Origin of the sequence: Pseudomonas putida (genome assembly GCF_050990305.1) — a bacterium.
GTDB classification, from domain to species: Bacteria; Pseudomonadota; Gammaproteobacteria; order Pseudomonadales; family Pseudomonadaceae; genus Aquipseudomonas; species Aquipseudomonas putida_AH.
In genome coordinates, this window is record NZ_CP158817.1 from 1,575,865 (window position 1) to 1,602,427 (window position 26,563).

Consider the following 26,563-nt stretch of genomic DNA (forward strand, 5'->3'; position numbering starts at 1 on the left):
GATCTCGTTTGCCCTTCAAATCTGCGACAATCGGCCCCTTTGCGCCACTACACGACCGAATTGCCTACCCGATGACCGACGAATCGCCCTCCATCGACAAACTGCTGAAAAACCTCGATCACGCCATGCTCGCCGACCGCCACCGACTACGGCGGCAATTGCTTGAGCTGCGCAAGAAGCCCGACGAGGCCAAGCTTGCCCAGTGGGTGACGCGGATGCAGGCGTCCTGCGATCAGGTGCTGGCGCGCAAGGCCAGCCTGCCAGTGATTCGTTACGACGACAGCCTGCCGATTGCCGCCAAGCGCGACGAAATCAAGAAGGCGCTGGAAAAGCATCAGGTGCTGATCATCGCTGGCGAGACTGGCTCGGGTAAAACCACCCAGTTGCCGAAAATCTGCCTGGAAATCGGTCGCGGCCAGCACGGCCTGATCGGCCACACCCAGCCGCGCCGTATTGCCGCGCGCAGCGTGGCGAGTCGGGTTGCCGAGGAATTGGGCACGCCATTGGGCGCGCTGGTCGGCTATCAGGTGCGTTTCGAGGACCAGAGCGACGCCAACACCCTGATCAAGTTGATGACCGACGGCATCCTGCTGGCGGAAACCCAGAACGACCGTTACCTGGAACGCTACGACACGATCATCGTCGACGAAGCCCACGAGCGCAGCCTCAACATCGATTTTCTGCTGGGTTATTTGAAAACCCTGCTGCCGCGTCGTCCGGACCTGAAAGTCATCATCACCTCGGCCACCATCGATCTGGAGCGCTTCTCCAAACATTTCGACGATGCGCCGATTGTCGAAGTCTCCGGCCGCACCTTCCCGGTGGAGACCTGGTATCGCCCGCTGACTCTGGAGCAGGACGAAGAGGGCAACCGCGTCGAAGACGACCTGACCGTGGATCAGGCGATTCTCGCCACCCTCGATGAGATCGCCGCCTATGAACGCAGCGAACGCCGCAGCCCTGGTGATGTGCTGGTGTTCCTGCCAGGCGAGCGGGAGATCCGCGACGCCGCCGAGATGCTGCGCAAAGCCCAGCTCAAGCACACCGAGATTCTGCCGTTGTACGCGCGATTGTCGCCGGCCGAACAGCAACGGATTTTCCAGTCGCACCCAGGCCGTCGCGTGGTGCTGGCGACCAACGTCGCGGAAACCTCGCTGACCGTGCCGGGCATTCGCTACGTGATCGACAGCGGCACCGCGCGCATCAGTCGCTATAGCTACCGCGCCAAGGTCCAGCGCCTGCCCATCGAAGCGATTTCCCAGGCCAGCGCCAACCAGCGTAAAGGTCGATGCGGGCGGGTCGAGCCGGGCATTTGCGTGCGCCTGTACAGCGAAGAAGATTTTCTTGGCCGCCCGGAATTCACCGATCCGGAAATTCTGCGCACCAACCTCGCGGCAGTAATTCTGCAGATGCTGCATCTGCGTCTCGGCGAAGTCACCGCGTTCCCGTTTATCGAGCCGCCGGATGGCAAGGCCATCAGCGACGGTTACAACCTGCTGCAAGAACTCTCGGCAGTGGACCGCAACAGCCAACTGACCCCACTCGGTCGGCAACTGGCGCGCTTGCCGGTGGACCCGCGCATGGGCCGCATGTTGCTGGAAGCGGCGAAGTTGGGCAGCTTGCAAGAAGTGCTGATCGTCGCCAGTGCCATGTCGATCCAGGACCCGCGCGAGCGTCCGCCGGAGCGTAAACAAGCGGCGGACCAGGCGCACGCTCAGTGGAAAGACGTCGATTCGGACTTCGCCGGGCTGGTCAATCTGTGGCGCGGTTTCGAAGAGCAGCGCCAGGCGCTGACCGCCAATCCGCTGCGTAATTGGTGCCGCAAGAATTTCCTCAACTACCTGCGCCTGCGCGAATGGCGTGACTCCCATCGTCAGTTGAGCCTGATCTGCCGCGACATGCAGCTGAGCCTCAACAAAGAGCCGGCGGATTACCCGAAACTGCACAAGGCGGTGCTGGTGGGGCTGCTCAGCCAGATCGGCCAGAAGACCGAAGAGGGTGACTACCTCGGTGCCCGTCAGCGGCGTTTCTGGATTCACCCGTCGTCGGGCATCGGCAAGAAACGCCCGCAATGGCTGATGACCGCCGAACTGGTGGAAACCACCAAGCTCTATGCGCGCATGGTGGCGAAGATCGATGCCGATTGGATCGAACCGCTGGCCGGGCACCTGATCAAGAAAAACCACTTCGAACCCCATTGGGAGAAGAAGCGCGGCCAAGTGGTGGCCTACGAGCAGATCACCTTGTTCGGGCTGATTGTGGTTGGTCGCCGTCCGGTGCATTACGGCCCGGTGGACCCGGTGGTCTCCCGCGAACTGTTTATCCGCGAAGGGCTGGTGCGCGGCGAAATCCAGTCCAAGGCCAAATGCCTGACCGCGAACAAGCAGTTGCTGGAACAGCTCGATGAGCTGGAAGCCAAGGCCCGTCGCCGCGACATTCTCGCCGACGAAGAAACCTTGTTCGCCTTCTACGATGCGCGACTGCCGGCGGAGATTCATCAGACCGCGACCTTCGACAGTTGGTATCGGGTCAACAGCCAGAAAGATCCGCGGCTGTTGATCATGCGTGAAGAAGACGTGCTGGCCCGCGAGGCCAGCGAAGTCACCGCTCAGCATTACCCTGACACCCTGCACATCGGGGACCTGGAGCTGGCGCTGAGCTACCACTTCGAACCCAACCACCCCCGCGACGGCGTGACCCTGCGCGTGCCGGCGCCGCTGTTGCCGATGCTGCCGCCAGAGCGCCTGGAATGGCTGGTGCCGGGTGTCATTGAAGCTAAATGCGTTGCCCTGGTGCGCAACCTGCCCAAGGCCTTGCGCAAGAATTTCGTGCCGGTGCCGGACTTCGTCAAAGCCGCCTTGCAGCGCATGACGTTTGCCGAGGGTTCGTTGCCCCAGGCGTTGGGTCGTGAGTTGCTGCGCATGACCGGTGCACGGGTCAGCGATGAGGCTTGGGCGGAAGCTGCGCAGCAGGTGGAAAACCATCTGCGCATGAACCTGGAAATCGTCGACGCCCAGGGCAAGTTCCTTGGTGAAGGTCGTGATCTGGCTGAACTGACGGCGCGTTTCGCCGAGGCCAGCCAGGCGGCGTTGGCCGTGCCGCAAACCGCGAAAAGCCAGCAACCGGTGGAGCCGAAAGTCTTCGCCGCGGTGGCCGAGAAAACCCAGCAGAAGATTGCCGGGCTGTCGATGACTGTCTATCCGGCGCTGGTGGAGGAGGGCGGCACGGTCAAGGAAGGGCGTTTCTCGACGCCGGCCGAAGCCGAGTTCCAGCATCGCCGGGCCTTGCAGCGCTTGCTGATGCAACAATTGGCGGAGTCGGCGAAGTTCTTGCGCGGCAAACTGCCGGGGCTGACCGAGTTGGGCCTGCTGTACCGCGACATGGGGCGCGTCGATGCGCTGGTGGAGGACATTCTGCTGGCCAGCCTCGACAGCTGCATTCTCGAGGGCGAAGACCCGTTGCCCCGTGACGGCGCCGCGCTGGCGTCCCTGGCCGAGCGCAAGCGCGGTGCCTGGACCGAGCACGCCGAACGCGTGGCCAGGCTGACCCTGGAAATCCTCAAGCTGTGGCACGGCCTGCAAAAGCGCTTCAAGGGCAAGATCGATCTGGCGCAAGCCGTGGCCCTGAACGACATCAAGCAGCAGCTCAGCCAACTGGTGTATCCGGGCTTTGTCCGGGAAACACCGATGCAATGGTTCAAGGAACTGCCGCGTTACCTCAAGGCGATCGAGCAGCGTTTTGAAAAGCTCGGATCTCAGGTGCAGAAGGATCGGGTCTGGAGTGGCGAATTGGCCAATCTCTGGACTCAGTACCAGACCCGCGCCAACAAACACGCTCAGGAAGGCAAGCGCGATCCACAGCTGGAGCTGTATCGCTGGTGGCTGGAGGAGTACCGGGTGTCGCTGTTTGCACAGCAGCTGGGGACCAAGGTGCCGATCTCCGACAAGCGCCTGAGCAAGCAGTGGAGCCAGGTAGAGCCCTGAATTCGATCCAATGTAGGAGCTGCCGAATGCTGCGATCTTTTGATCTTTCTGTGCTTCGACGATGAAGATCAAAAGATCGCAGCCTTCGGCAGCTCCTACAGGAATCGTGTTGGGCCGCCTTATCGTGCAAAAGGCGCCAAAAGTTAACGTTTATGGCAAACTTCGCGACCATAAATGCCGGTTTCGCGACCCAGAGCCTTCGGCCGGGGTGCTTGTCGGACTACAGCGATGCCAGGTTTGCGTCCCCAGGATGGGAATAGACCCTTTGCGTGTTGGTACGACAGTGCCAATGCTTTCTGCCTGAACAGATTAGAGACACGACCATGCATAACGTCGTCATCAGCGGCACCGGCCTCTACACCCCGGCCAACAGCATTTCCAACGAAGAGCTGGTGCAGTCTTTCAATACCTATGTGGCGCAATTCAATGCCGACAACGCCGACGCCATTGCCCGCGGTGAAGTCGAGGCATTGACGGAGTCCAGCGCAGCGTTCATCGAAAAAGCCTCCGGCATCAAGAGCCGCTTTGTCATGGACAAGGACGGCATCCTCGACCCGCAACGCATGGCGCCACGCCTGCCTGAGCGCTCCAACGACGAGTGGTCGGTGCTCTGCCAGATGGCCATTGGCGCCGCTGAACAAGCGTTGCAGCGTGCCGGCAGGACTGCCGCGGATATCGATGGCGTGATCGTCGCTTGCTCCAACCTGCAACGCGCCTACCCGGCCATTGCCATCGAAGTTCAGGAAGCGTTGGGCATTCAGGGTTTCGGTTTCGACATGAACGTGGCCTGTTCTTCGGCGACCTTCGGCATCCAGGCCGCTGCCAACAGCGTCCAGCTGGGCCAGGCCCGGGCGATCTTGATGGTCAACCCGGAAGTCTGCACCGGTCACCTGAACTTCCGCGACCGCGACAGCCACTTCATCTTCGGCGATGCCGCCACCGCGGTGATCATCGAACGCGCTGACCAAGCCACGTCCAAGTATCAGTTCGATATCGTCAGCACCAAGTTGCTGACCAAGTTTTCCAACAACATCCGCAACAACTTCGGCTTCCTCAACCGCGCTGCGGAGGAGGGCATTGGCGCCAGGGACAAACTGTTCGTGCAGGAAGGTCGCAAGGTATTCAAGGAAGTCTGCCCGATGGTGGCCGAGCTGATCGGTGCGCATTTGGAAGAGAACCAGCTTAACGTCAGCGATGTGAAGCGCTTCTGGCTGCACCAGGCCAACCTCAGCATGAACCACCTGATCGTCAAGAAACTGCTGGGTCGCGACGCCACCGAGCAAGAAGCACCGGTGATTCTCGACACCTACGCCAACACCAGCTCCGCCGGTTCCGTAATCGCTTTCCACAAGAATCAGGATGACCTGCCAGCCGGTTCACTGGCGGTGCTCAGCTCGTTCGGTGCCGGTTACTCGATTGGCAGCGTGATTCTGCGCAAACGCTAATTCTGAGGTTTACGCAAAACCCATGTGGGAGCGGGCTTGCTCGCGAAGGCGGTGTATCAGTCGACATCGATATTGACTGATCCACCGCCTTCGCGAGCAAGCCCGCTCCCACATTTTTCTGAAGCATCGGTAAGCGCGAAGCTTTGGAGTCAGGTCGCCACGTTCAAGTACTTGCCCACGCTTGCCACGCTGTCGAGCGAATACTGCTTGCTCAGGTTGGCGATCATTTTGTTCAGGGCTTCGCTTGTGACCGATTGAGCCGAAGTCTGCGCGGTACCGGCGTCGAGGCTGCTGAACTGTTCGTTGCCTGGCCCTTGTGGCGGTGGTGGTGGCGCAAGGCTGGCGGCGAGTTCGTCCTGGCTGACCAGACCGTCCTGGTTTTTGTCCAGCGCAGAGAATATTTCCGTGCTGTTAGCGCTGCTGCCTGCGCTGGTCAGGCCGCTGCTCAGCTCATCATTGCTGATGGCGCCATCACCGTCGGCGTCCAGAGCGCTGATCAACGTGTCAGCAAGTTCGGTGTTCGGCGCCTGATCCTGTGGCGGTGGCGGCGGGGGTGCCATTGCAGCCATCTCGTCGCTGCTCAGGCTGCCACTGCCGTCACTGTCCAGGTCGGTGAAATTCTTGCTCAGGCTGACCAGCAGGCCGTCGTCGTTTTTCTGCGACAGCGCACTCTTGAGTTCATCCTGATCCACCGCGCCGTCGGAATTGGTGTCCAGTTTGGCGAGCAGTTCTTTCTGAAACTGCTGCGAACGGGCGCTATTGGCGGTGGCACTGCTGGTGCTGGTGTAGCTCGTATAGTTGCTGACGCTACCTATCATTGGGTTCACTCCTTGGAAGGCAAAACCGGTGGGTGTACCGGCTGATGCAGCCTCAATGGATAAGGTGTCGTGGGTATGTGGGCTTTGTAGCGGTTGGAATACATCTTCATCAGGTCAACCAAGTGCCCTGAGGGACATTCAGGTACGCGGCAGGCGGATGATGGCGGTCAACCCGCCGCCGGGGGTTTCTTCCAGGCTCAATTGCCCGCCCATACGCTCCGCTGCTTCGCGGGCAATGGTCATGCCCAGGCCGACCCCGCCGGAATTGCGATTGCGCGAACCTTCCACGCGGAAGAAGGGTTCAAACACTGCTTCGCGTTGCTCCGGCGCGATGCCGAGCCCACGGTCGATGACCCTGATCAACAGATGATCGCGCCGGTCGTCCAGAGTGATCGATGCCTGGCCGGCATACCGCAAGGCATTGTCCAGCAGGTTATTGATGCAGGAACGCAAGGCCATCGGTTGCACTTGCAGCGGCGCACAGTGCCCCTGGGTCTGGACATCGGCGCCTTGATCCTGGGCGTTTTCGCTCAAGGACTCCACCAGCGCCTGCACATCCATCCACTGCGGTGCCTCACTGGTGCGCTGTTCGTGCAGGTAGGTGAGGGTGGCGTCGAGCATGCTGATCATGTCGTCCAGATCCTGGCGCATCTGGCCCTGCAACTTGTCGTCGTCGATCTGTTCCAGCCGCAGCTTGAGCCGCGACAGGGGCGTGCGCAGGTCGTGTGACACCGCGCCGAGCATCCGTGAGCGTTGCTTGACTTGCTCTATGATCCGTCGCTGCATTTGATTGAAGGTGTGTGCGGCCATCCGCGCTTCCTGAGGCCCGGACTCATCCAGCGGCGGGCTGTCGAGGTTCTCGCTCAGGCGCTCGGCGGCGGCGCTCAGACGCTGGATAGGCCGGCTCAGCAATTTGGCACCGTACCAGGCGGCGATGATCAGCGAGATGAATTGAAAGGTCAGGGGTACCAGCGGTCCGCTGAACCATGGCCGGGGTGGCCGTTTTTCCAGGCGCGGATCCGGTCGCGGGCGTTGACCGTCGACCCCTTCGGAGAACCCTGACGGAGGTGGCGGAGGTGGCGGTGGAGGCGGACCGTAATAATGAAACCAGGCAAAGGCCAGCAGGTGCGCCAGGATAATCGCCACTAACAGCACGCCAAACAGGCGGCCGAACAGCGTATCGAAGCGCCCGCGCATCAGCCGATATCTCGGGCGTCGAACAGGTAGCCTTCACCGCGCACGGTCTTGATCAGTTGGGGAGCTTTGGGGTCATCGCCCAGTTTCTGCCGCAGGCGCGACACCAGCAGGTCGATGCTGCGATCAAAGGCTTCGATCGATCGGCCACGGGCGGCGTCTAGCAATTGTTCGCGGCTCAGGACCCGTCGCGGCCGTTCGATGAACACCCACAGCAGGCGGAATTCGGCGTTGGACAGCGGCACCACCAGGCCATCGGCGGCGATCAACTGGCGCAGCACGCTGTTCAGACGCCAGTTGTCAAAGCGGATGTTCGCCCGCTGTTCGGTGCGGTCGTCGCGGACTCGACGCAGAATGGTCTGGATGCGCGCCACCAGCTCTCGGGGTTCGAATGGCTTGGCCATGTAATCGTCGGCACCCAGTTCCAGGCCGATGATCCGGTCGGTGGGTTCGCAGCGGGCGGTGAGCATCAGGATCGGGATGTCCGATTCGGCGCGCAGCCAGCGGCACAGCGATAGCCCGTCTTCGCCGGGCAGCATCAGGTCCAGCACCACCACGTCGAAATGCTCTGCCTGCATGGCCAGGCGCATGGCGGCGCCATCGGTGACACCGCTGGCGTGGATGTTGAACCGGGCCAGGTAGTCGATCATCAATTCGCGGATCGGGACGTCATCGTCGACGATCAGGGCGCGAATGCTCCAGCGCTTGTCGTCGCCGGGCGCTTTTTGATCGTCGTTAAGAGGTGCGTGGGTCGTGTGCATGCGTGCGTTCATCTGCCGTATAGGCTGCCAACCACAAAGATAGGCGGCGAGGTTGTGGCTTCAGCATAGGCGTCCGGCCCTGAGGCGGGAAGTGCTGTAAGGACATGTTGCGGCTGGGGAGGGTAGCGGCCAGGGGTGTTGTGGACGTGTCGGGAATGTACCGAATTCGACACAATGGCCGCAAAAGCTAGGCTTGCCTGAGCGTTCTCGACGATTTACCGATCATCGGGTCCCGCAGCGGCGCCGGTTCCGCTACAATGCGCGCCGATTTCGACTTGCCTGAGAGCCCACTCATGTCCGCCTGCCAGACTCCTATCATCGTCGCCCTGGATTTCCCCACCCGTGACGCCGCACTGAAGCTGGCCGATCAGTTGGACCCGAAGCTGTGCCGGGTCAAAGTCGGTAAAGAACTGTTCACCAGCTGTGCGTCGGAAATTGTCGGCACCTTGCGCGACAAAGGTTTCGAAGTGTTCCTGGACCTCAAGTTCCACGACATTCCCAATACCACCGCCATGGCCGTTAAAGCCGCCGCGGAAATGGGTGTGTGGATGGTCAACGTGCATTGTTCCGGTGGCCTGCGCATGATGGCCGCGTGCCGTGAAGTGCTGGACAAGCGTAGCGGCCCGCAACCGCTGCTGATCGGCGTGACCGTGCTGACTAGCATGGAGCGTGAAGATCTGGCCGGTATCGGTCTGGATATCGAACCGCAGGAGCAAGTGCTGCGCCTGGCAGCCCTGGCGGAAAAAGCCGGGATGGACGGCTTGGTGTGCTCGGCACTGGAAGCCCAGGCCCTGAAATCGGCGCACCCGTCGCTGCAACTGGTGACCCCGGGGATTCGCCCGGCGGGCAGCGCCCAAGACGATCAGCGCCGTATCCTGACCCCGCGTCAGGCGCTGGATGCCGGTTCCGATTACCTGGTGATCGGCCGTCCGATCAGCCAGGCGGCCGATCCGGCGCAGGCGTTGGCTTCGGTAGTGGCCGAACTGGCCTGAACGTAGGAGCCGGCTTGCTGGCGATGCAGTCACCGAGGTATTTCAAATAGACCGAGGTGAAGTGATCGCCAGCAAGCCGGCTCCTACAGGTCGACGTTAAACCTTCAACACCAACTTCCCGAAATTTTCCCCGCTGAACAACTTCATCAGCGTCTCCGGGAACGTCTCCAGCCCTTCGACGATATCTTCCTTGCTCTTGAGCTGCCCCTTGGCCATCCATCCGGCCATTTCCTGCCCGGCAGCGGCGAATTGTGCGGCGTAGTCCATCACCACAAAGCCTTCCATCCGCGCGCGGTTGACCAGCAACGCCAGATAGTTGGCCGGGCCCTTGACCGCTTCCTTGTTGTTGTACTGGCTGATGGCGCCGCAAATCACCACCCGGGCCTTCATGTTCAGGCGGCTGAGCACCGCGTCGAGAATGTCGCCACCGACGTTATCGAAGTACACATCGACGCCTTTCGGGCATTCACGCTTGAGGCCGGCGATGACGTCTTCGTTCTTGTAGTCGATGACACCGTCGAAACCCAGCTCATCGATCAGGAACTTGCACTTGTCGGCGCCCCCGGCAATGCCCACTACGCGGCAACCCTTGATCTTGGCGATCTGCCCGGCAATGCTGCCCACCGCGCCGGCCGCGCCCGACAGCACCACGGTTTCGCCTGCCTTGGGGGCGCCGACATCGAGCAGGGCGAAGTAGGCCGTCATGCCGGTCATGCCCAATGCGGAGAGGTAACGCGGCAGAGGAGCGAGTTTCGGATCGACCTTGTAGAAGCCTCGCGGCTCACCGAGGAAATAGTCCTGCACGCCCAGTGCGCCGTTGACGTAGTCCCCCACTGCGAACCCGGGGTTGTTCGACGCCACGACTTTTCCCACGCCCAAGGCGCGCATCACTTCGCCCAAGCCGACCGGCGGGATGTAGGACTTGCCCTCGTTCATCCAGCCACGCATGGCCGGGTCCAGCGAAAGGTATTCATTTTTGACCAGGATCTGACCCGCCGCCGGCTCGCCGACCGGTACTTGCTGATAGGTGAAGGTCTCGCGGGTTGCCGCGCCGATGGGACGTTTGGCGAGCAGGAATTGGCGATTGGTCTGGGCAGTCATGACAGGCACTCAAGATGAATGAAGCCTTGTTGATAGACCTTCATGAACGAGGCCGCAAGTTTGGCTGATGCGGCGAATGCAGGTTGATCCAGTGCAGTGATAGTTGGTACGGCAGTTCCATCACTGCAACTCATGGGCACCCAACTGGCCTTCTGATAGTGCTGCCGTGTCATGGGGCGCTGTGCCTAGACTGCGGGAAAAGCCATCCCCGCAATCTTCTCTTTGAGGACATAACAATGAGCATGACGTTTTCCGGACAGGTCGCCGTAGTGACGGGCGCTGCCAATGGTATCGGTCGCGCAACGGCCCAGGCGTTCGCCGCCGAAGGCCTGAAGGTGGTGGTGGCCGACCTGGACACGGCGGGTGGTGAGGGGACCGTGGCGCTGATTCGTACGGCGGGCGGCGAAGCGACCTTCGTACGCTGCAACGTCACCGTGGAAAACGAAGTGAAAAACCTGATGGACGAGGTGATCAATACCTACGGTCGCCTCGACTATGCCTTCAACAATGCCGGCATCGAGATCGAGAAAGGCAAGCTGGCCGAAGGCACTGTCGACGAATTCGACGCGATCATGGGCGTCAACGTCAAAGGCGTCTGGCTGTGCATGAAGTACCAGTTACCTTTACTGCTGGCCCAGGGCGGCGGAGCGATCGTTAACACTGCTTCCGTGGCCGGTCTCGGCGCTGCGCCGAAAATGAGCATCTACGCCGCTTCCAAGCATGCGGTGATCGGCCTGACCAAATCGGCGGCCATTGAATACGCCAAGAAAAAGATCCGGGTCAATGCGGTTTGCCCGGCGGTGATCGACACCGACATGTTCCGCCGCGCCTATGAAGCGGACCCGAAGAAAGGTGAATTCGCCAATGCCATGCACCCAGTGGGGCGCATCGGCAAGGTCGAGGAAATCGCCAGCGCGGTGCTGTATCTGTGCAGCGACGGGGCAGCGTTTACCACCGGGCATTCGCTGGCGGTGGATGGCGGTGTGACCGCGTTCTGAGATTAGCCACTGATCTGTAAACAACACCGAACCTGTGGGAGCGGGCTTGCTCGCGAAGTGCGAGTGTCAGTCGACATCAATGTTGTCTGATACTCCGCTTTCGCGAGCAAGCCCGCTCCCACAGGTTTTTTGTCGCCCTGGATATGGGGCCTGGCACTGTGTTTCAAACGATTGAAACCGCGGATCCTGACGGCGTTGTCGCACATCCCGGTGAACGCTCCTGTGATTAACTGGTTTGCGCTAACCAACAGGAGTTGCTTGCTCATGGAATTGAGAATTGATCGACGGGCCCTGGTGCCGGTCGTACAACAAATCGTTGACGCGTTAACCTGCTGGATCCGTTGCAACGACGTAGCCCCCGGCACGCGTTTGCTTTCCGTGCGCAAGATCGCGCACATCAATTTGCTCAGTCAGTCTTGTGTCGTCGAAGCCTGCGAGCGACTGGTTGCACAAGGGGTGCTGGCGTCGCGTCATGCCGCCGGTTACGTCGTGGCCAACCCGGCTTCGAGCTCCACTGAGCAACAGGACGTTGCCTTGTATCAGTTGCCATTGGGTGATGGTGGCTTGCCCGAAAGCTGGCGCGAGACGGACGATCTGGCGTACGCAATCCGAGAGGTCAGTCGCACCGACATGGCTGGCCTGTTCAACTACAGCTCGCCGTTGGGTCTGCCCGCTTTGCGCCAGCAGATCCTCAAGAGCCTGAAACAGCTGGATATCGTCGTCGAGGACTGCCAAATCCTGACGACGGCGGGGGCCAGTCAGGGGCTGGACCTGATCGTGCGGACGTTGTTCAAGCCGGGAGATTGCGTGGTGGTGGAAAGCCCCGGTTATCCGGCGTTGTTCGATCTGCTCAGCCTGCATGGCGTCAAAATGCTTGGGGTCCCGCGAACCCCGCGCGGGCCGGACCTCGCCGCTTTGGAGGCGCTGCTGCTGAAGCACCGTCCTCGAGGATTGTTCATCAACAGCTTCCACCACAATCCGACTGGCTGCAGCCTGGTGCCCGAGGTGGCGCAGCGGATGCTGCAACTGGCAAAAGAACAGGGTGTGCTGGTGATCGAAGACGATGTTTATGCAGACCTGCACAACGGGCCCGGCAAACGCCTCGCCGCACTGGATGAGGAGGTGATTTATGTCGGCAGCTATTCGAAAACCCTCAGTAGCTCTTTGCGGGTCGGTTTTGTCGTTGCCAGTGTCGAGATGATTGCGCGATTGGCTGAGGTCAAGATGATCAGCAGCCTGGGCGCCTCGCGATTTTGCGAGGCGGTGGTGGCTTGTCTATTGGCCAATGGCACCTACCGTCAAATGGTGCAACGTCAGCGGCAGCGCTTGAGCCGTAATCGCCTGGTGGTATTGCAGCGGCTCGAAGATGCCGGGTGGGAGGTGTTCGGCACAACTGCGGGAGGCTTGTTTCTCTGGGCGCGATCGCGGATCCAGGACTGTGCTGAAGTGCGAGCACAGGCTCGGCGTTTTGGCGTCTCGCTGCCATCAATGACGGTCTTCAGCCCAACCGGCGCGACCACTGATTGGCTGCGTATCAATGTGGCCTATGCGTGTGATTCGCGAGCCCGGGCCTTTTTCCAGGCTACCGCTTGCGAATCGACCTCAAGCGTTCTGAAAACGACGCAGACGTAGCTTTTTGCCATTATTCCGGCGCCAGAGTCTTGTGTTGCCACGGGCCCGTTGCGAATCTGCGCCTATAGACAATGGCAGGGGACTGAGTGCAATGATTTCGGCCGTGCAAGGACGTTTCGCCAACCTCGGTATGGCAAAAAAACTGGGTATCGGGTTTGTGCTGGTGCTGTTGTTGACTGCCCTGGTGGCGGCCATCGGAGTCTGGTCCCTGCAAACCATCAGCCATCGTTTCGATGGGCTCAAGCAAATGTCATCGCTCAACAGCGGGTTACTGAAGGTACGCTTGTTGGAGCAGGAATATGCCTTGCACGGTAATCCGAAAACTGCCGATGCCCTGCATGAAGGGGTGGATGGCCTGATCGCCCTGGCCAACCGGCTCAAGACTGAGTCGGCGGCCAACGTGCCGGTGATGAATGACGTCGAGCAGTCTCTCGGTGCGTATCGCAAAGCGTTCGACGAGTTTGTCTCGCTCAGTCAGGCCAAGGATCTGGCGCTGGAAATGGCCAGTTGGTCGGTGTCCAGCGTGGCCAACAACCTTGATGTACTGCAGTCCGGTCTTGCCGATGACGGTACCTACACCTTGAAGGATTCCGAGGGCAAGGACGGTGCGCAATTTGTCGAGCAGGCCAATCAGGTCAGCCAGGTGTCCCGCTTGATGTTGCAGGCGATGAACGAAGCCCGCGTACGCCTGGATCAGAGCCGCAAGGGCGACGACAGCGCTGGACAGGGCAAGATCGAACAGGCCAGTCAGGCTTTGGACATGGCACAGCAGCTGAAAACCACCGTCAAGGATGAGGGCTACCAGACTGTCCTCAATGAAGTGATGGGTCATATCGCCAGTTTCAGCGACAAACTCGCTGAGTACACCGGTCTTCTGGAGCAGGAAAAAACCGTTTATCAGCAGTTGCATCAACGCGCAGCCCAGGTGGTGGAGCGGGTGGATCAGGCCTATGTCGCCGAAGACCAATCGATGCAGGCAGAACTGAAAAAGAACTCGTTGTTGATCATCGGCTCTTCGGCACTGGCATTGCTGGTCGGATTGATTGCGTCCTGGGTCATTACCCGTTTGATCGTGGGGCCGTTGCGCCGTGTGATTCGCGTGGCGCAACAGATTGCCTCGGGGGATTTGAGCGGAACGGTCGACGTCACCCGTCGAGACGAGATCGGGCAATTGATGCAGGCCATGCAGCAGATGGGGGCGGGGCTGAGCCATATTGTCAGCGGTTTGCAGGCGGGCATCGAACAACTGGCGACTTCAGCGCAATCGCTGTCGGCGGTGACAGAACAGACCAACCTTGAGGTTAGCAGCCAGAAGGAGGAAACCGAGCAAGTCGCCACGGCGATGAATCAGATGACCGCCACCGTGCACGATGTCGCGCGTAACGCCGAGGAGGCTGCCGTGGCCGCGCAAACGGCTGACGGCAAGGTGGAAAGCGGTCAACTCGTAGTGCGCCAAAGCATGGCGCGGATCGAACAGCTGGCGGACTCGGCCACTTCAGCCAGTTCGAGCATCGAGAGCCTGAGCGCGGAAATCCAGAACATCGGCACCGTGCTCAGCGTCATTAAAAGTGTGGCCGAACAGACCAACCTGCTGGCGCTGAACGCAGCTATCGAGGCTGCACGGGCGGGCGAGCAGGGCAGGGGGTTTGCGGTGGTGGCCGATGAGGTGCGTGCGCTGGCCAAGCGGACCCAGCAGTCGACCGAGGAGATTGAACGATTGGTCAGCGCCTTGCGTTCGGCGGCGCAAACATCGGTACAGCAGATTCAGAACAGTGGCGAACTGGTGAAGTTGGCGGTCAGCGACGCCCTGCAAACCGAAAGTGCATTGGGAAGTATTGCGGCGGCGGTGTCGTTGATCCAGCAGATGAACCAGCAGATCGCGGCGGCTGCCGAGGAGCAGAGTTCGGTGGCCGAGGAGATCAATCGCAGTGTCACCAGCATTCGTGCCAGCGCCGATCAGTCATCCCTGGCGATGCAGGGGAATGCGGCGTCGAGTATCGAATTGGCACAGTTGGGCGTTGAGTTGAAGGGGATGGTGGGGCATTTCAGGCTTTAGTGACCGTAAAAGATCGCAGCCTTCGGCAGCTCCTACAGGGACGCATTTCAATGTAGGAGCTGCCGAAGGCTGCGATCTTTTGATCTTGAATCGTCAAAAAAAACCACCGGTCTCGGTGGCTTTTCCGTTACCGCTCCGGTGATCAGTCGTAGATCACTTTCTTCTTCCAGTCCGCATCCGCCTCGACGTCCTTGAGACCTTCGGTCAATTGATTCATTTCGCCTTCTACCGGGGCGATGCGGTCCATGACTTGTGCGTCGGCACGAGCCAGGAGCTTTTCCAGGTATTCGAGCTGTTCTGCGTAAACCTGTGGCTCCTGCTGTTTGCGCAGGTATTGCACGCCGCGTTCGAATGCCAGGCGTGCCTGGCCTGGCTGGTTCTGTTGCAGGGAGTGCTGGCCGAGGTTGTTGAAAAATTCGATGTGCAGCAGCACCAGGATATGCCGGACTTCGCGGATCCAGCGCTTGGCTTCGTTGGGTGGCAGGAAACCGTCCTGGGCTGCACGGGTGATCTGGCCATGCATGGCTTCGAGCAGAAAGCGCACGTCCTTGGCCTTGGCTTCGGTCTGGATTGGCGCGGGTGGGTTGTTGACCGGGATCGATTCGCCTTGGGCAACCAGGGTTTCCAGTTCGGCGATCCGTGCCTTGAGGTTGGCGCTGGTTTTTTCCAGATTCAACAGGCGCTGGCAGACGTTCAACTCCAGGCGGGCCAGTAACAGCTTGAGCGCCGGTGTCATCAATTGGCCGGGGAAGGTCTCGGTGATCTCTCCGCAACGACGCAGGCGATCGTTGAGTTCAACCTTGGTTCGGGCCCTTTCCAGCTTATTGTTCTCCACCACATGGTTGATGTAGCCAATGGCGATCAATAAGGCGATCCCGACTACGACGAGCAGGGTGATCATGAGTGGTGTCACCGGTAAGACCTCTTTATAGGGTTCGCGTGCGAGTGTAGTGGCCCGGCATTTAGGCGCCTAGCACTGCTCGACGGGTTGGTTCGACAAGGCACTGCCTGTATCGGCCACGGCCCTGCTTTATAAATGCTGGCACCAGCAAAGCAAATGGCCATCATTTAAAGCATGGACTATAGCGTTTTGATGAGCGTCAGAATATAGGCGCCAAACACCGGTCAACGGAAAAACCGGATGGGGGCTGAAAGCAGGGCCAAGTCATTGATTTAAAAAAATTTATAACAGGGGGTTGACGACCTCTCAAACCATCCATAGAATGCGCGCCACTTGCAGCGTAAAGCACACAGCGAAACGAAGCAGGGAGTGAATGTTGTAGCGTGTCCCCTTCGTCTAGTGGCCTAGGACACCGCCCTTTCACGGCGGTAACAGGGGTTCGAGTCCCCTAGGGGACGCCAATGCGGGAATAGCTCAGTTGGTAGAGCACGACCTTGCCAAGGTCGGGGTCGCGAGTTCGAGTCTCGTTTCCCGCTCCAATTTTAAACAGCGTTGCTTTCGGGCAGGGCTGAGTGAAACCAGAACCAAGTCTTCGGATGAGGGTCTGGACACCGAAACACACACCATGTGTTCCGGGTAGCGTGTCCCCTTCGTCTAGTGGCCTAGGACACCGCCCTTTCACGGCGGTAACAGGGGTTCGAGTCCCCTAGGGGACGCCATTTGCGGGAATAGCTCAGTTGGTAGAGCACGACCTTGCCAAGGTCGGGGTCGCGAGTTCGAGTCTCGTTTCCCGCTCCATATTTAACGAAAACGCCGCTCAATAGAGCGGCGTTTTTGTTTGTGCACGATTTGTATCCATATTAGAAAAAAGGCCCGCCAGTCAGACTGAGCGGGCCTTTTGCATGATCGGCGTTTTTACATCGACAGCATCAACCGGCCGGCGAACAGAATCAGGATCACGCCCATGGTGCGTTCGAACCAATGACCCATGCGCAGGAATAGCAGTCGAACTTTATGGCTTGAAAAGAACAGTGCAACGACTACAAACCACAGGGCGTTCACACAGCACATCCAAACGCCGTACAGCGCCTGTATCTGGAGTGGTGTGGTGGCGCTGATGAGTGTGGTGAAAATCGCCAGAAAAAACAGGGTGGCCTTGGGGTTGGTGGCATTGGTCAAAAAACCTGTGGTGAACGCCTTCATCAGGGTTTGTTCCCCATTCGGTTCATCTACATCTTTTTCGCCTTCAAGCACAGGCTTGGGTTTGCTGCGTAACAGGCTGATGCCGAGGTACAGGATGTAAGCCCCCCCGATCACCTTGGCTGCGGTCAGTAGCCAAGGCGTCGTGTGCATCAACGCACCGACGCCTAATAAGGTGTACAGCACATGCACGGAAATGCCGGCGCCGATTCCCAGTGCTGTGCAGATTCCCACCCATCGACCAAAACGAACGCTTTGGCGGATCGTCACGGCGAAGTCCGGTCCGGGGGCGACCACGGCCAGGAAGTGGATGGTCGCCAGCGCAAGAAACTCGCCCAGGTAATTCGAAAGCATCTTAACTCCAGAAAGTCAGGGGGGAAGCCGTGTCGCGGTAGCCGACAAAGAAGGAAAGGCTCAAGCGTGGATCGGCAACGCCCGGTGTCACTGCGTGCATTCGGCGCGAATTGAACATGATGAAGTCGCCGGGCTCCGGGCGAACCTCCAGGCTTGGCTTGCCGAGCAGGGCGGGTTCGATGCCGTAGCTGTCGCCACGCATCTCATCGAACCGTTCCGGGGAAATGTCGTGGTCCCAGATCTGCAAGGCGCCGCCTTCAGTGGGCATGTTCAGGTAAACATTGCAGGCGAACTGTGCATTCAGGCTGCGTGCCCGCAGGCTGTCCGGCGCATCCTTGGCGAATATGTCGTGATGGGCGAGAAAGCACACGCCGGGCTTTACCACCCGGGACAGTCCGACGTACATCTTGCGACCGTCGAGAATTTCCAGGTGTGCCCCTGCCGGCCAGGACTCATCAAGCATGCAACGCAAAGTGTCGATCGGCGACGAATAGGGGGCGCAGCGGTTGCGCAGTTCCGCGATATTGCGGGTGGCACGTTCGAAGTAATCTTCGACCAGTAGCGGCTGGTTTTCCGCCTCATAAAACGCCATGCCGATGCGACCGATACTGGGCGCATTGATGTAGCCTTCGAATCCCGGTGCGAGAATCTTGTCACCGATCTGAATCGCCAGAGGCGCAGGCAGCCAGCCTTTGATGCGGATGGCGAGGACTTCTTCGTTGGCCAGCTTTCTTATGCACGTCTCATCGAGACGCTCGACGTCTAGCATCATGTCTCAGGTCCATCTGTCAGAGAGTCATTGAAGCCTGCGAAGGCAGGCGCCTGCCGCGTCAGGCGATGTCGTTGGCGGCATCGCCCAAGGTGCTCAGTCCACGTGGTAGTGAACGGATAGCGTCCCTTTTTTGTGCGAAAGGGATTCGATCGTGACCGCGCCCAGATCCTTCAGGCTACGTACATGGGTGCCGCCGCAACCGTAAGCGGGCAGCTCGCCGAAACCAATTTCCCGCGCACCTTCACGCAGTGAAGTCAGGCGTGGCAGGTCATGGGCAATCCACTGTTGAATGCCGTGTTGCAGGGTGTGCGCCTCGACATCCTGCGCTGAATCCGCAGGTTTGAATTGCACGCGTCCTTCGCCCGGCCAGTGATGGGCCTTGATCGGCATCCAGCCCATGGCCTGAACGAAGTGTCCGATCAGGTGGCCGGCGGAATGCATGCGTGTATTGAAATGGCGACGCGGTTCATCGACCCGGATCCGTGTCATGCCGAGTGCTATCGGGCGGTCGACAAAGTGGACGATCCGATCTGGATCCTGGACAACCCGCATGACTTGGCTGTCGCCGATCCAGCCGGTATCACAGGGCTGCCCTCCACCCTGAGGGTGAAACAATGTTGCGCGCAACACCACGGCGAATTCGTTCTCGTGGGGTGTGCATTCCAGGACTTCCACATCGGCCTTGAGGTCATCACTATGGAAAAAGAGGCGAAGCGTCATATTCCATGCTCGTATTGATGTTTCCATTTTTTATTATATGGAGCGTGGAATTACGTGATAATCCGTTCAAACCTCAAAGGACTGTTGCGTTGTGAGCATAAATCTACCACTGCCGCTGCTGGGTGAGATGGCGATATTCGTCAAGGTTGTCGAGACCGGCAGCTTCTCCGAAGCGGCTCGCCAGTTGGGCTCTTCACCCTCGGCGGTCAGCCGCAGCATTTCGCGACTGGAGAAGGCCCTCGCCATACGCTTGCTGCAACGCACCACACGCAAATTGCGTTTGAGCGACGGTGGCGAGGAAGTCTTCAAGCGCTGTCAGGACATGGTCAGTGCTGCCCGGTCGGTGATGGAAATCAGTGGTCAGTTCACCGATGAACCCGAGGGTGTGGTGCGAATCAGCGTGCCGAAAGCGGTAGGCCGAATCGTGATTCACCCGCATATGCCGGAGTTTCTGCGTCGTTATCCGAAAGTGGATGTGGAGCTGTTGCTGGAGGATCGTCAGGTGGATCTGATCGACGATCAGGTCGATCTGGCGATTCGTATTACCGATCGGCCGCCACCGGGGCTGGTGGGGCGGCAATTGCTGACCATCGATCATTTGCTCTGCGCGACACCGCAGTATCTGGCCGAGCACGGAACGCCGACTCATCCCCATGATTTGCTCAATCACAGTTGCATCTACTTGGGGGAAACGCCGAGCGATGCGCGCTGGAAGTTCAAGAAGGGCAATAAAACCGTCACGGTGGGTGTACGCGGGCGATATGCCGCCAATCATACGGGCGTGCGTTTCGGCGCCGTTTTGCAGCACATCGGCATTGGCAGCCTGCCGTATTTCACGGCGCGTCGGGCCCTGGAGAAGGGGTTGATGGTGCAAGTACTGCCGGACTGGACCTTTCTGGCGTCGTACCACGGAGGCGCTTGGTTGCTGCATTCGCCCACCCGATACCTGCCCCCCAAGATTCGGGTGTTGATCGATTACCTGGTGGCGTGTCTGGAGAAGGAGCCGACGTTGGGCCGGCCAGGCAAGTCGAGCGCTGTGAATATTGCCGTTTCGGAGTATGAGCTGCCCGAGAGTGATGGGTTGTTCTGACGGGCCTCATCGCGGGCAAGTCGGGTCGCCGCATCGCTCGCTCCTACAGGTCCGGGAGTGTTTTTTGTAGGAGCGAGCGATGCGGCGACCCGACTTGCCCGCGAAGGCGTCTTCAACAAAAAGGCCCGCCTGGATTACCAGGCGGGCCTTTTGCATTACAGATCGTGGATCAGTGCTTGCTGTCCTGATCCGACAACGCCAGCAATTGCTTTTCCTGATTCCAGTCGAAAGGTTCGTCGTTCTGTTCGGCTTCGAAGCGACGTTCTTCCAGCGCCTGATACAGGTTGATTTCGTCATCGGGCATGTAGTGCAGGCAGTCGCCGGCGAAGTACCACAGCAAGTCGCGTGGGACCAGGTGGGCGATTTGCGGGTAGCGGGTGATCACCTGGCACAGGATGTCCTGGCCCAGGTATTGGCTTTCGATCGGATCGACCGGCAGCAGGGCACGCAGTTCGTCAAAGCGCTCCAGGAACAAGGCATGGCTTTCTTCGGGAACCTGGTCGGCCTCACCTACGGCGACCAGGATGCTGCGCAGGTGGTCGAGCAAAACGAGATGATCGGCAACGATGTTGGACACGAGATAAGTCCTCAAGAGCAAAACGGGCGCGGGAGTATAAAGCCCCTGCGCCCTTTTTTACATGCTGGACGGGATTGGTTGGATCAGCGGACCTTGCCATCGGTCAGAGCGATCGCTTCTTTGTCGAAATCATCGACGTCGATCACCTTGCGCCGTGCCGCTTCTGCCTCACGCAGGGTTTGAGCCTCCACAGGTTGCAACACGCCGGCTTCCAATGCGGCATCGATGACAGGCTCGCCGGCGGCCGGTTTGACCTGGCCACTCTTGAGCGCCACATGAAGCTTTTTCTGCAGCGGTTGTGCAGCGTTCAACAGGTTGCAGGCATGTTGCAGGACGCCGACCGGGTCTTCGTTCGATTGCGGGCGGTAGCACCCCAGCAGCACTTCCTCGAGCGCCGGATCGCCTTTCGCACGGCCGATCACCTTGGCGACTTCGGCGCCAAGCTTGTCCGACGGCCCTTTGTGCCTGCGACCGAACGGGAACACGATCACCCGCAACAGGCACCCCAGCACCTTGTTCGGGAAGTTGTTCAGCAGTTCATCCATGGCCCGTTCGGCCTGGCCGAGGCTTTCCTCCATGGCCCAGGTAAACAGCGGTTCCATGTGCTCCGGGGCATCGAGGTCGTTGTAGCGTTTGAGCGCGGCGCTGGCCAGGTACATGTTGCTCAGCACATCACCCAATCGTGCCGACAGGCGTTCGCGACGTTTCAGCTCACCGCCCAGCAGCATCATGCTGAGGTCGGCCAGCAGTGCGAACGCGGCCGCCTGACGGTTGAGTGCGCGGAAATAACCCTGGCTGAGCTTGTCGCCCGGCTCGTGTTCCAAATGACCGAAACCAAGGTTCAGCACCAGTGTGCTGGCGGCATTGCCGACGGCAAAACCGATGTGCTTGAGCAACAGAGTGTCAAACTCGGCCAAAGCCTGGTCCTTGTCCTCGCGGGTGGCCAGTGCCATTTCCTTGAGTACGAAGGGATGGCAGCGAATCGCGCCCTGGCCGAAGATCATCAGGTTGCGCGAGAGAATGTTCGCGCCTTCCACGGTGATGCAGATGGGCGCGCCTTGCCACATGCGCCCGAGATAGTTTTTCGGCCCCATGATGATCGCCTTGCCACCATGCACATCCATCGCATGACTGATGCACTCGCGGCCGCGTTCGGTGAGCTGATACTTCAAAATCGCTGACAGCACCGAAGGTTTTTCTCCGAGGTCCACCGCGTTGGCGGTCAACATCCGTGCGGCGTCCATCATCCAGGCGTTGCCACCGATGCGGGCCATGGCTTCCTGAATGCCTTCGAAGGCTGCAATCGGCACGTTGAACTGCTCGCGGATCTGCGCGTACTGGCCAGTCACCAGGCTGGTGAACTTGGCCATGCCGGTGCCCACCGCCGGGAGGGAGATCGAACGACCCACCGACAGGCAATTCATCAGCATCATCCAGCCCTTACCGAGCATTTCCTGTCCGCCGATCAAGAACTCCAGCGGAATGAATACGTCCTTGCCTGAGTTCGGGCCGTTCATGAATGCCGCGCCCAGAGGCAGGTGGCGTCGACCGATGACCACGCCGGGGGTATCGGTTGGAACCAGTGCCAGGCTGATGCCCAGGTCTTCCTGTTCGCCCAGCAGATGGTCCGGGTCGTAGGCCTTGAACGCCAGGCCGAGCAGGGTGGCGACTGGACCCAGGGTGATGTAACGCTTTTCCCAATTCAGGCGCAGGCCGAGGGTTTCCTGGCCTTCCCATTGACCTTTGCAGATCACCCCCGTGTCTGGCATGCCGCCGGCGTCGGAGCCGGCCAGTGGACCGGTCAGGGCGAAGCAAGGGATATCGTCGCCTCGCGCCAGGCGCGGCAAGTAATGATTGCGTTGTTCATCGGTGCCGTAGTGCAGCAGCAGTTCGGCGGGGCCCAGGGAGTTGGGGACCATCACGGTGGAGGCGAGGTCGCCGCTGTGGCTCGCCAGTTTCATCGCCACTTGCGAGTGGGCGTAGGCCGAGAAGCCTTTGCCGCCAAACTCCTTGGGAATGATCAGGGCGAAGAAGCCGTTGTCCTTGATATACGTCCAGGCCTCGGCCGGTAAATCCATGGTCTGACCGAGTTGCCAGTCGCTGACCATCGCACAGAGTTCTTCGGTGGGGCCGTCGATGAAGGCCTGTTCCTCTTCACTCAATTGCGCCTTGGGGTAGGACAGCAGTTTGTTCCAGTCCGGACGGCCACTGAATAGTTCGCCGTCCCACCACACGGTGCCGGCTTCGATGGCGTCGCGTTCGGTTTGCGACATGGGTGGCAGGGTTTTCTGGAACCAGTTGAACATTGGCGCGCTGAAAAATTTGCGACGCAGATCAGGCAATAGCAACGGTGCAGCCACGGCGGCGACCAACACCCAGAAAATCAACAACAACCCACCCGGTGCGTGACCGAAGGCACCCATTGCCAGCAGGTAGACAGCCACAATGCCCAGGGCGGGCAGTGGCGCGATGCGACGGTGGGCTAAATAAGCTATCCCGACAACCAGAACCAGTATCCACAACAGCAGCATATTTAATCCTCCGTGAAACCAGGGCGAACCAACCCACAGAGCTTAGACGGCATCCGCGAAACAGGCGGGTCAGAGCGGTGTGCTCGAATCGTGGGAGACCCTGGATGATTTTGTAGGCCTCAAGCGCGACAGACCGTGAAGAATCGTTCATTGAGCGGGCGACAAAGCGCCCATGTTTGGCCGAAACGTCGTTAACTCTGTGCTGAACCTCTCGCTAGACTCGGGGCTTGCCCTGAACATTACCAGCATGGAGATTGCTCGCATGCACGAGTATCTGAGCCCCGGCCGCTTCATCGATAGTGACCATCCCTCGGTGGTGGAGTTCGCCGAAAAGCATCGTGGCAGTCGCCGCGAGCCGATCGAGCAGGCGGTCCATCTTTATTACGCCGTGCGCGAGGCGGTGCGCTACAACCCGTATACCTTCAGCCTGGATCCGCAGACCTTGCGCGGCAGTTATGCGCTGGCGGCCGGGGAGAGTTATTGCGTGCCAAAGTCCACGTTGCTGGCTGGTGCGGCACGGCATTGCGGGATCCCGGCGCGGATCGGCCTGGCGGATGTGCGCAATCATTTGTCGACGCCGCGATTGCTTGAATTGCTCAAGAGCGACGTGTTCGCCATGCACGGTTACACCGAGTTGTATCTGAACGGTCGCTGGGTCAAAGCCACGCCGGCGTTCAACCAGGGCTTGTGCGATTTGTTCAATGTCGCGCCCCTGGAGTTCGACGGGATCAACGACAGCGTTTTCCATTCCTTCAATCGCGACGGCGAGAAATTGATGGAGTACCTGATCGATCACGGGCAGTTCACCGATGTACCCGAAGCGTTCTTCTTCGAGCACCTGCGCAAGTGCTATCCGCATCTGTTCGGCGAGCATCAGCAACCGCTGCTGGGGGACATGCAGAGCGATTTGAGTCGCGCCTGATCCGGCGTATGCTGCCTGCGCATTCATCAATCGAGAGGCGGTCATGCTGAGGATCTGGGGTCGGAAGAATTCATCGAATGTCAGAAAGCCGTTGTGGGCCGCCGAGGAACTTGGCTTGGCCTATGAAGCCATCGATGCCGGTGGTGCATTTGGTGTCGTCGATACGCCCGAATACCGGGCCATGAACCCTAATGGTCGTGTGCCGGTGATTGAAGACGACGGTTTCGTGTTGTGGGAATCCAACGCCATCGTTCGCTACCTGCTGACCAAACATGCTGCGGATAGCACTTGGTATCCGTCGGATTTGCACGCACGAGCCAGCGCTGACAAGTGGATGGACTGGACCACTTCCAGTTTTGCCGGTCCTTTCCGCACCGTGTTCTGGGGCGTCTTGCGTACCCCGGCAGAGCAGCAGGACTGGCCCGCCATCAAGGCGGCGATCAAAGAGTGTGAGGCGCTGCTGGCCATGGCCGATCAAGCGTTGGCGACACAGCCGTACCTGTCCGGGGATCAAATCGGCATGGGCGACATTCCCTTGGGCAGTTTCATTTATGCCTGGTTCGAGATGCCGATCGAGCGCGCATCGCAGCCTCATCTTGAGGCCTGGTATGCACGACTGAAACAGCGTCCGGCGTATCGCAAGGCGGTCATGACCGCGTTGACTTAATACTCACTATCGACACACTTGACTGTACTTGTGTGGCGGCGACAAGCACCATTGTGCCAGCGCGCTGTGGTTGTGTTGCTCGCCGCCCGCCCTTATCTATCTTTTTCTTTCCTTCTTGGTGCGTAAATCCGATATGAGTTCCGCTCTGTCCATCCGGCAGCTAACCAAAACCTACGGCAACGGTTTCCAGGCCTTGAGTGGTATCGATCTGGACGTCGCCGAAGGTGACTTTTTCGCCTTGCTCGGCCCGAACGGCGCCGGCAAATCCACGACCATCGGCATTCTTTCGACCCTGGTGAACAAGACCAGCGGCACGGTGAATATCTTCGGTCACGACCTGGACAAGAACCCGGCGGCGCTCAAGCGCTCCATCGGCGTGGTGCCCCAGGAATTCAACTTCAACCAGTTTGAAAAGACTTTCGACATCGTCGTGACCCAAGCCGGTTACTACGGCATTCCGGCGAAAGTCGCCAAGGAACGCGCCGAGCAATACCTGACCCAGCTAGGGCTGTGGGACAAGCGTGATGTACCGTCACGTTCGTTGTCCGGCGGCATGAAGCGCCGACTGATGATCGCCCGTGCGCTGGTTCACCAACCGCGCCTGCTGATCCTCGACGAGCCGACTGCCGGTGTGGACATCGAACTGCGTCGCTCGATGTGGACCTTCCTTACCGAGCTGAACCAGAAAGGCATCACCATCATCCTCACCACGCATTACCTGGAAGAGGCTGAACAGTTGTGCCGCAACATCGGCATCATCGACCACGGCACCATCGTCGAAAACACCAGCATGAAGCAGTTGCTCAGCCAGTTGCATGTCGAGACCTTCCTGCTGGATCTGAAAAACAGCCTGAGCGTACCGCCGCAACTGATCGGCTATCCCTCGCGATTGCTCGATGCTCACACCCTGGAAGTCCAGGTAGACAAAAGCATGGGCATCACCGCGCTCTTCACTCAGCTTGCCCAGCAGAACATCGAAGTGCTGAGCCTGCGCAACAAAACCAATCGCCTCGAGGAGTTGTTCGTGTCCCTGGTGGAGAAAAATCTGTCGAAGGTGGCGGTATGAGTTCCGAGTTTCGCCCCAACCTTGTCGCCCTGAACACCATCGTTTACCGTGAAATCCGGCGCTTTACCCGGATCTGGCCGCAGACCCTGCTGCCGCCGGCCATCACCATGGTTCTGTATTTCGTGATCTTCGGTAACCTGATCGGTCGGCAGATCGGTGACATGGGTGGCTTCACCTACATGGAATACATCGTGCCAGGGTTGATCATGATGTCGGTGATCACCAACTCCTACGGCAACGTGGTGTCGAGTTTCTTCGGCAGCAAATTTCAGCGTTCCATCGAAGAGCTGATGGTGTCGCCGGTCTCGCCGCACACCATTCTGATCGGCTACACCTTGGGTGGTGTGCTGCGCGGATTGATGGTCGGGATCATCGTGACCCTGCTGTCGCTGTTCTTCACCCATTTGCAGGTGCATCACCTGGGCGTGACCCTGCTGGTGGTGGTGCTGACGGCGACGATCTTCTCGCTGCTGGGCTTCATCAACGCGGTGTTCGCGCGCAACTTCGATGACATCTCGATCATTCCGACTTTCGTGCTCACACCGTTGACCTACCTGGGCGGGGTGTTTTACTCGATTACGTTGCTGCCGCCGTTCTGGCAGACCGTCTCGCTGGCCAACCCGGTGCTGCACATGGTCAATGCGTTTCGTTACGGGATCCTTGGCGTGTCGGATATCCGCATCAGCATTGCGATTACGTTCATGTTGGTGGCGACGGTGATTCTGTACTTCGGTTGCGCACGGTTGCTGGTGAGTGGGCGGGGGATGCGCACATAAGATCACT

The 26,563-nt window shown here is 59.5% G+C and carries 21 protein-coding genes, 4 tRNA genes and 1 pseudogene; 16 read left to right on the forward strand and 10 right to left on the reverse strand.

Annotation, left to right across the window (positions count from 1 at the left end):
- Positions 1-71 precede the first annotated feature (71 nt).
- Together hrpA and ABTV22_RS07320 are read left to right on the forward strand one after the other, a co-directional pair.
- Entirely contained in the window at positions 72-3,983 is a 3,912-nt protein-coding gene (gene hrpA / locus ABTV22_RS07315) for an ATP-dependent RNA helicase HrpA (protein ID WP_433741327.1), read from the forward strand.
- A gap of 323 nt (positions 3,984-4,306) precedes the next feature.
- On the forward strand, positions 4,307-5,428 hold the full coding sequence (locus ABTV22_RS07320) for a beta-ketoacyl-ACP synthase III (protein ID WP_433739233.1): 1,122 nt from the start codon (positions 4,307-4,309) through the stop codon (positions 5,426-5,428).
- A 149-nt stretch (positions 5,429-5,577) separates the two neighbouring features.
- On the opposite strand, the gene xopAW is transcribed toward ABTV22_RS07320, so the two are convergent.
- From xopAW to ABTV22_RS07335, 3 genes are all read right to left on the reverse strand, one after another.
- Positions 5,578-6,246 (reverse strand): XopAW family type III secretion system calcium-binding effector, encoded by a 669-nt coding sequence (gene xopAW / locus ABTV22_RS07325; protein WP_433739234.1) that lies wholly within the window; start codon positions 6,244-6,246, stop codon positions 5,578-5,580.
- A gap of 138 nt (positions 6,247-6,384) precedes the next feature.
- Positions 6,385-7,443, reverse strand: a complete 1,059-nt coding sequence (locus ABTV22_RS07330; RefSeq protein ID WP_433739235.1) for a sensor histidine kinase — start codon at positions 7,441-7,443, stop codon at positions 6,385-6,387.
- Complete coding sequence (locus ABTV22_RS07335) at positions 7,443-8,201, reverse strand: response regulator (RefSeq protein WP_433739236.1); 759 nt, start codon at positions 8,199-8,201, stop codon at positions 7,443-7,445. The genes ABTV22_RS07330 and ABTV22_RS07335 overlap by 1 nt, the downstream gene beginning before the upstream one ends.
- A gap of 293 nt (positions 8,202-8,494) precedes the next feature.
- On the opposite strand from ABTV22_RS07335, the gene pyrF reads away from it, so the two are divergent.
- The gene (gene pyrF, locus ABTV22_RS07340) at positions 8,495-9,193 is read left to right on the forward strand and encodes an orotidine-5'-phosphate decarboxylase (RefSeq protein WP_162279042.1); all 699 of its coding nucleotides are present in this window, start codon (positions 8,495-8,497) and stop codon (positions 9,191-9,193) included.
- 96 nt (positions 9,194-9,289) lie between these two features.
- On the opposite strand, the gene ABTV22_RS07345 is transcribed toward pyrF, so the two are convergent.
- Positions 9,290-10,294 (reverse strand): NADP-dependent oxidoreductase, encoded by a 1,005-nt coding sequence (locus ABTV22_RS07345; RefSeq protein ID WP_433739237.1) that lies wholly within the window; start codon positions 10,292-10,294, stop codon positions 9,290-9,292.
- A 236-nt stretch (positions 10,295-10,530) separates the two neighbouring features.
- Here ABTV22_RS07345 and ABTV22_RS07350 point away from each other — a divergent pair, with 236 nt between their 5' ends.
- The 4 genes and pseudogenes from ABTV22_RS07350 (at position 10,531) to ABTV22_RS07365 (ending at position 14,980) form a co-directional block, all read left to right on the forward strand.
- Positions 10,531-11,292: an SDR family oxidoreductase gene (locus ABTV22_RS07350; protein ID WP_433739238.1), complete on the forward strand. Its 762-nt coding sequence runs from the start codon at positions 10,531-10,533 to the stop codon at positions 11,290-11,292.
- Between the two features lie 264 nt (positions 11,293-11,556).
- Positions 11,557-12,924: a PLP-dependent aminotransferase family protein gene (locus tag ABTV22_RS07355; RefSeq protein WP_433739239.1), complete on the forward strand. Its 1,368-nt coding sequence runs from the start codon at positions 11,557-11,559 to the stop codon at positions 12,922-12,924.
- A gap of 970 nt (positions 12,925-13,894) precedes the next feature.
- Positions 13,895-14,071, forward strand: a pseudogene (locus tag ABTV22_RS07360) (HAMP domain-containing protein); the annotation flags it as partial.
- A 204-nt stretch (positions 14,072-14,275) separates the two neighbouring features.
- Positions 14,276-14,980 (forward strand): methyl-accepting chemotaxis protein, encoded by a 705-nt coding sequence (locus ABTV22_RS07365; RefSeq protein ID WP_433741329.1) that lies wholly within the window; start codon positions 14,276-14,278, stop codon positions 14,978-14,980.
- A gap of 142 nt (positions 14,981-15,122) precedes the next feature.
- On the opposite strand, the gene ABTV22_RS07370 is transcribed toward ABTV22_RS07365, so the two are convergent.
- Positions 15,123-15,881 carry a hypothetical protein gene (locus ABTV22_RS07370; protein ID WP_433739240.1) on the reverse strand — a complete coding sequence of 253 codons (759 nt, stop codon included), beginning with the start codon at positions 15,879-15,881 and terminating at the stop codon, positions 15,123-15,125.
- A gap of 385 nt (positions 15,882-16,266) precedes the next feature.
- On the opposite strand from ABTV22_RS07370, the gene ABTV22_RS07375 reads away from it, so the two are divergent.
- The 4 genes from ABTV22_RS07375 (at position 16,267) to ABTV22_RS07390 (ending at position 16,679) form a co-directional block, all read left to right on the forward strand.
- Positions 16,267-16,342 (forward strand) — tRNA-Glu (locus tag ABTV22_RS07375).
- A gap of 2 nt (positions 16,343-16,344) precedes the next feature.
- Positions 16,345-16,420, forward strand: a tRNA-Gly gene (locus ABTV22_RS07380).
- 104 nt (positions 16,421-16,524) lie between these two features.
- Positions 16,525-16,600: transfer RNA gene (locus tag ABTV22_RS07385), tRNA-Glu, on the forward strand.
- 3 nt (positions 16,601-16,603) lie between these two features.
- Positions 16,604-16,679 (forward strand) — tRNA-Gly (locus ABTV22_RS07390).
- Between the two features lie 117 nt (positions 16,680-16,796).
- Here ABTV22_RS07390 and ABTV22_RS07395 read toward each other — a convergent pair.
- The 3 genes from ABTV22_RS07395 to ABTV22_RS07405 form a co-directional block, all read right to left on the reverse strand.
- A complete protein-coding gene (locus ABTV22_RS07395; RefSeq protein ID WP_433739241.1) occupies positions 16,797-17,435 on the reverse strand; it encodes a LysE family translocator in 639 nt (212 codons plus the stop codon).
- A 1-nt stretch (position 17,436) separates the two neighbouring features.
- Complete coding sequence (locus tag ABTV22_RS07400) at positions 17,437-18,207, reverse strand: 2OG-Fe(II) oxygenase (protein WP_433739242.1); 771 nt, start codon at positions 18,205-18,207, stop codon at positions 17,437-17,439.
- 93 nt (positions 18,208-18,300) lie between these two features.
- Complete coding sequence (locus tag ABTV22_RS07405) at positions 18,301-18,927, reverse strand: alanyl-tRNA editing protein (protein WP_433739243.1); 627 nt, start codon at positions 18,925-18,927, stop codon at positions 18,301-18,303.
- Between the two features lie 91 nt (positions 18,928-19,018).
- Here ABTV22_RS07405 and ABTV22_RS07410 point away from each other — a divergent pair, with 91 nt between their 5' ends.
- On the forward strand, positions 19,019-20,017 hold the full coding sequence (locus ABTV22_RS07410) for a LysR substrate-binding domain-containing protein (protein ID WP_433739244.1): 999 nt from the start codon (positions 19,019-19,021) through the stop codon (positions 20,015-20,017).
- Between the two features lie 169 nt (positions 20,018-20,186).
- Here the strand turns inward: ABTV22_RS07410 and ABTV22_RS07415 are convergent, their stop codons facing one another.
- Complete coding sequence (locus ABTV22_RS07415) at positions 20,187-20,594, reverse strand: PA2817 family protein (protein ID WP_433739245.1); 408 nt, start codon at positions 20,592-20,594, stop codon at positions 20,187-20,189.
- An 83-nt stretch (positions 20,595-20,677) separates the two neighbouring features.
- The gene (locus ABTV22_RS07420; RefSeq protein WP_433739246.1) at positions 20,678-23,125 is read right to left on the reverse strand and encodes an acyl-CoA dehydrogenase; all 2,448 of its coding nucleotides are present in this window, start codon (positions 23,123-23,125) and stop codon (positions 20,678-20,680) included.
- Positions 23,126-23,387: 262 nt separating this feature from the next.
- Between ABTV22_RS07420 and ABTV22_RS07425 the strand changes: the two genes are divergently transcribed.
- From ABTV22_RS07425 to ABTV22_RS07440, 4 genes are all read left to right on the forward strand, one after another.
- Positions 23,388-24,047, forward strand: a complete 660-nt coding sequence (locus tag ABTV22_RS07425; protein ID WP_433739247.1) for a transglutaminase-like domain-containing protein — start codon at positions 23,388-23,390, stop codon at positions 24,045-24,047.
- Positions 24,048-24,090: 43 nt separating this feature from the next.
- Positions 24,091-24,714 carry a glutathione S-transferase family protein gene (locus tag ABTV22_RS07430; RefSeq protein WP_433739248.1) on the forward strand — a complete coding sequence of 208 codons (624 nt, stop codon included), beginning with the start codon at positions 24,091-24,093 and terminating at the stop codon, positions 24,712-24,714.
- Positions 24,715-24,847: 133 nt separating this feature from the next.
- Positions 24,848-25,780, forward strand: a complete 933-nt coding sequence (locus ABTV22_RS07435) for an ABC transporter ATP-binding protein (protein WP_433739249.1) — start codon at positions 24,848-24,850, stop codon at positions 25,778-25,780.
- Complete coding sequence (locus ABTV22_RS07440) at positions 25,777-26,556, forward strand: ABC transporter permease (protein WP_433739250.1); 780 nt, start codon at positions 25,777-25,779, stop codon at positions 26,554-26,556. Before ABTV22_RS07435 ends, ABTV22_RS07440 begins: the two co-directional genes overlap by 4 nt.
- Positions 26,557-26,563: the final 7 nt, after the last annotated feature.

Coding starts and splice junctions, on each gene's coding strand:
- ABTV22_RS07330 (WP_433739235.1), bottom strand. CDS start 7,443: ATGCGCGGGCGCTTCGATACGCTGTTCGGCCGCCTGTTTGGCGTGCTG.
- ABTV22_RS07405 (WP_433739243.1), bottom strand. CDS start 18,927: ATGACGCTTCGCCTCTTTTTCCATAGTGATGACCTCAAGGCCGATGTG.
- pyrF (WP_162279042.1), top strand. CDS start 8,495: ATGTCCGCCTGCCAGACTCCTATCATCGTCGCCCTGGATTTCCCCACC.
- ABTV22_RS07395 (WP_433739241.1), bottom strand. CDS start 17,435: ATGCTTTCGAATTACCTGGGCGAGTTTCTTGCGCTGGCGACCATCCAC.
- ABTV22_RS07420 (WP_433739246.1), bottom strand. CDS start 23,125: ATGCTGCTGTTGTGGATACTGGTTCTGGTTGTCGGGATAGCTTATTTA.
- hrpA (WP_433741327.1), top strand. CDS start 72: ATGACCGACGAATCGCCCTCCATCGACAAACTGCTGAAAAACCTCGAT.
- xopAW (WP_433739234.1), bottom strand. CDS start 6,246: ATGATAGGTAGCGTCAGCAACTATACGAGCTACACCAGCACCAGCAGT.
- ABTV22_RS07335 (WP_433739236.1), bottom strand. CDS start 8,201: ATGCACACGACCCACGCACCTCTTAACGACGATCAAAAAGCGCCCGGC.
- ABTV22_RS07355 (WP_433739239.1), top strand. CDS start 11,557: ATGGAATTGAGAATTGATCGACGGGCCCTGGTGCCGGTCGTACAACAA.
- ABTV22_RS07400 (WP_433739242.1), bottom strand. CDS start 18,207: ATGATGCTAGACGTCGAGCGTCTCGATGAGACGTGCATAAGAAAGCTG.
- ABTV22_RS07430 (WP_433739248.1), top strand. CDS start 24,091: ATGCTGAGGATCTGGGGTCGGAAGAATTCATCGAATGTCAGAAAGCCG.
- ABTV22_RS07365 (WP_433741329.1), top strand. CDS start 14,276: ATGACCGCCACCGTGCACGATGTCGCGCGTAACGCCGAGGAGGCTGCC.
- ABTV22_RS07370 (WP_433739240.1), bottom strand. CDS start 15,881: ATGATCACCCTGCTCGTCGTAGTCGGGATCGCCTTATTGATCGCCATT.
- ABTV22_RS07425 (WP_433739247.1), top strand. CDS start 23,388: ATGCACGAGTATCTGAGCCCCGGCCGCTTCATCGATAGTGACCATCCC.
- ABTV22_RS07435 (WP_433739249.1), top strand. CDS start 24,848: ATGAGTTCCGCTCTGTCCATCCGGCAGCTAACCAAAACCTACGGCAAC.
- ABTV22_RS07345 (WP_433739237.1), bottom strand. CDS start 10,294: ATGACTGCCCAGACCAATCGCCAATTCCTGCTCGCCAAACGTCCCATC.
- ABTV22_RS07440 (WP_433739250.1), top strand. CDS start 25,777: ATGAGTTCCGAGTTTCGCCCCAACCTTGTCGCCCTGAACACCATCGTT.
- ABTV22_RS07320 (WP_433739233.1), top strand. CDS start 4,307: ATGCATAACGTCGTCATCAGCGGCACCGGCCTCTACACCCCGGCCAAC.
- ABTV22_RS07350 (WP_433739238.1), top strand. CDS start 10,531: ATGAGCATGACGTTTTCCGGACAGGTCGCCGTAGTGACGGGCGCTGCC.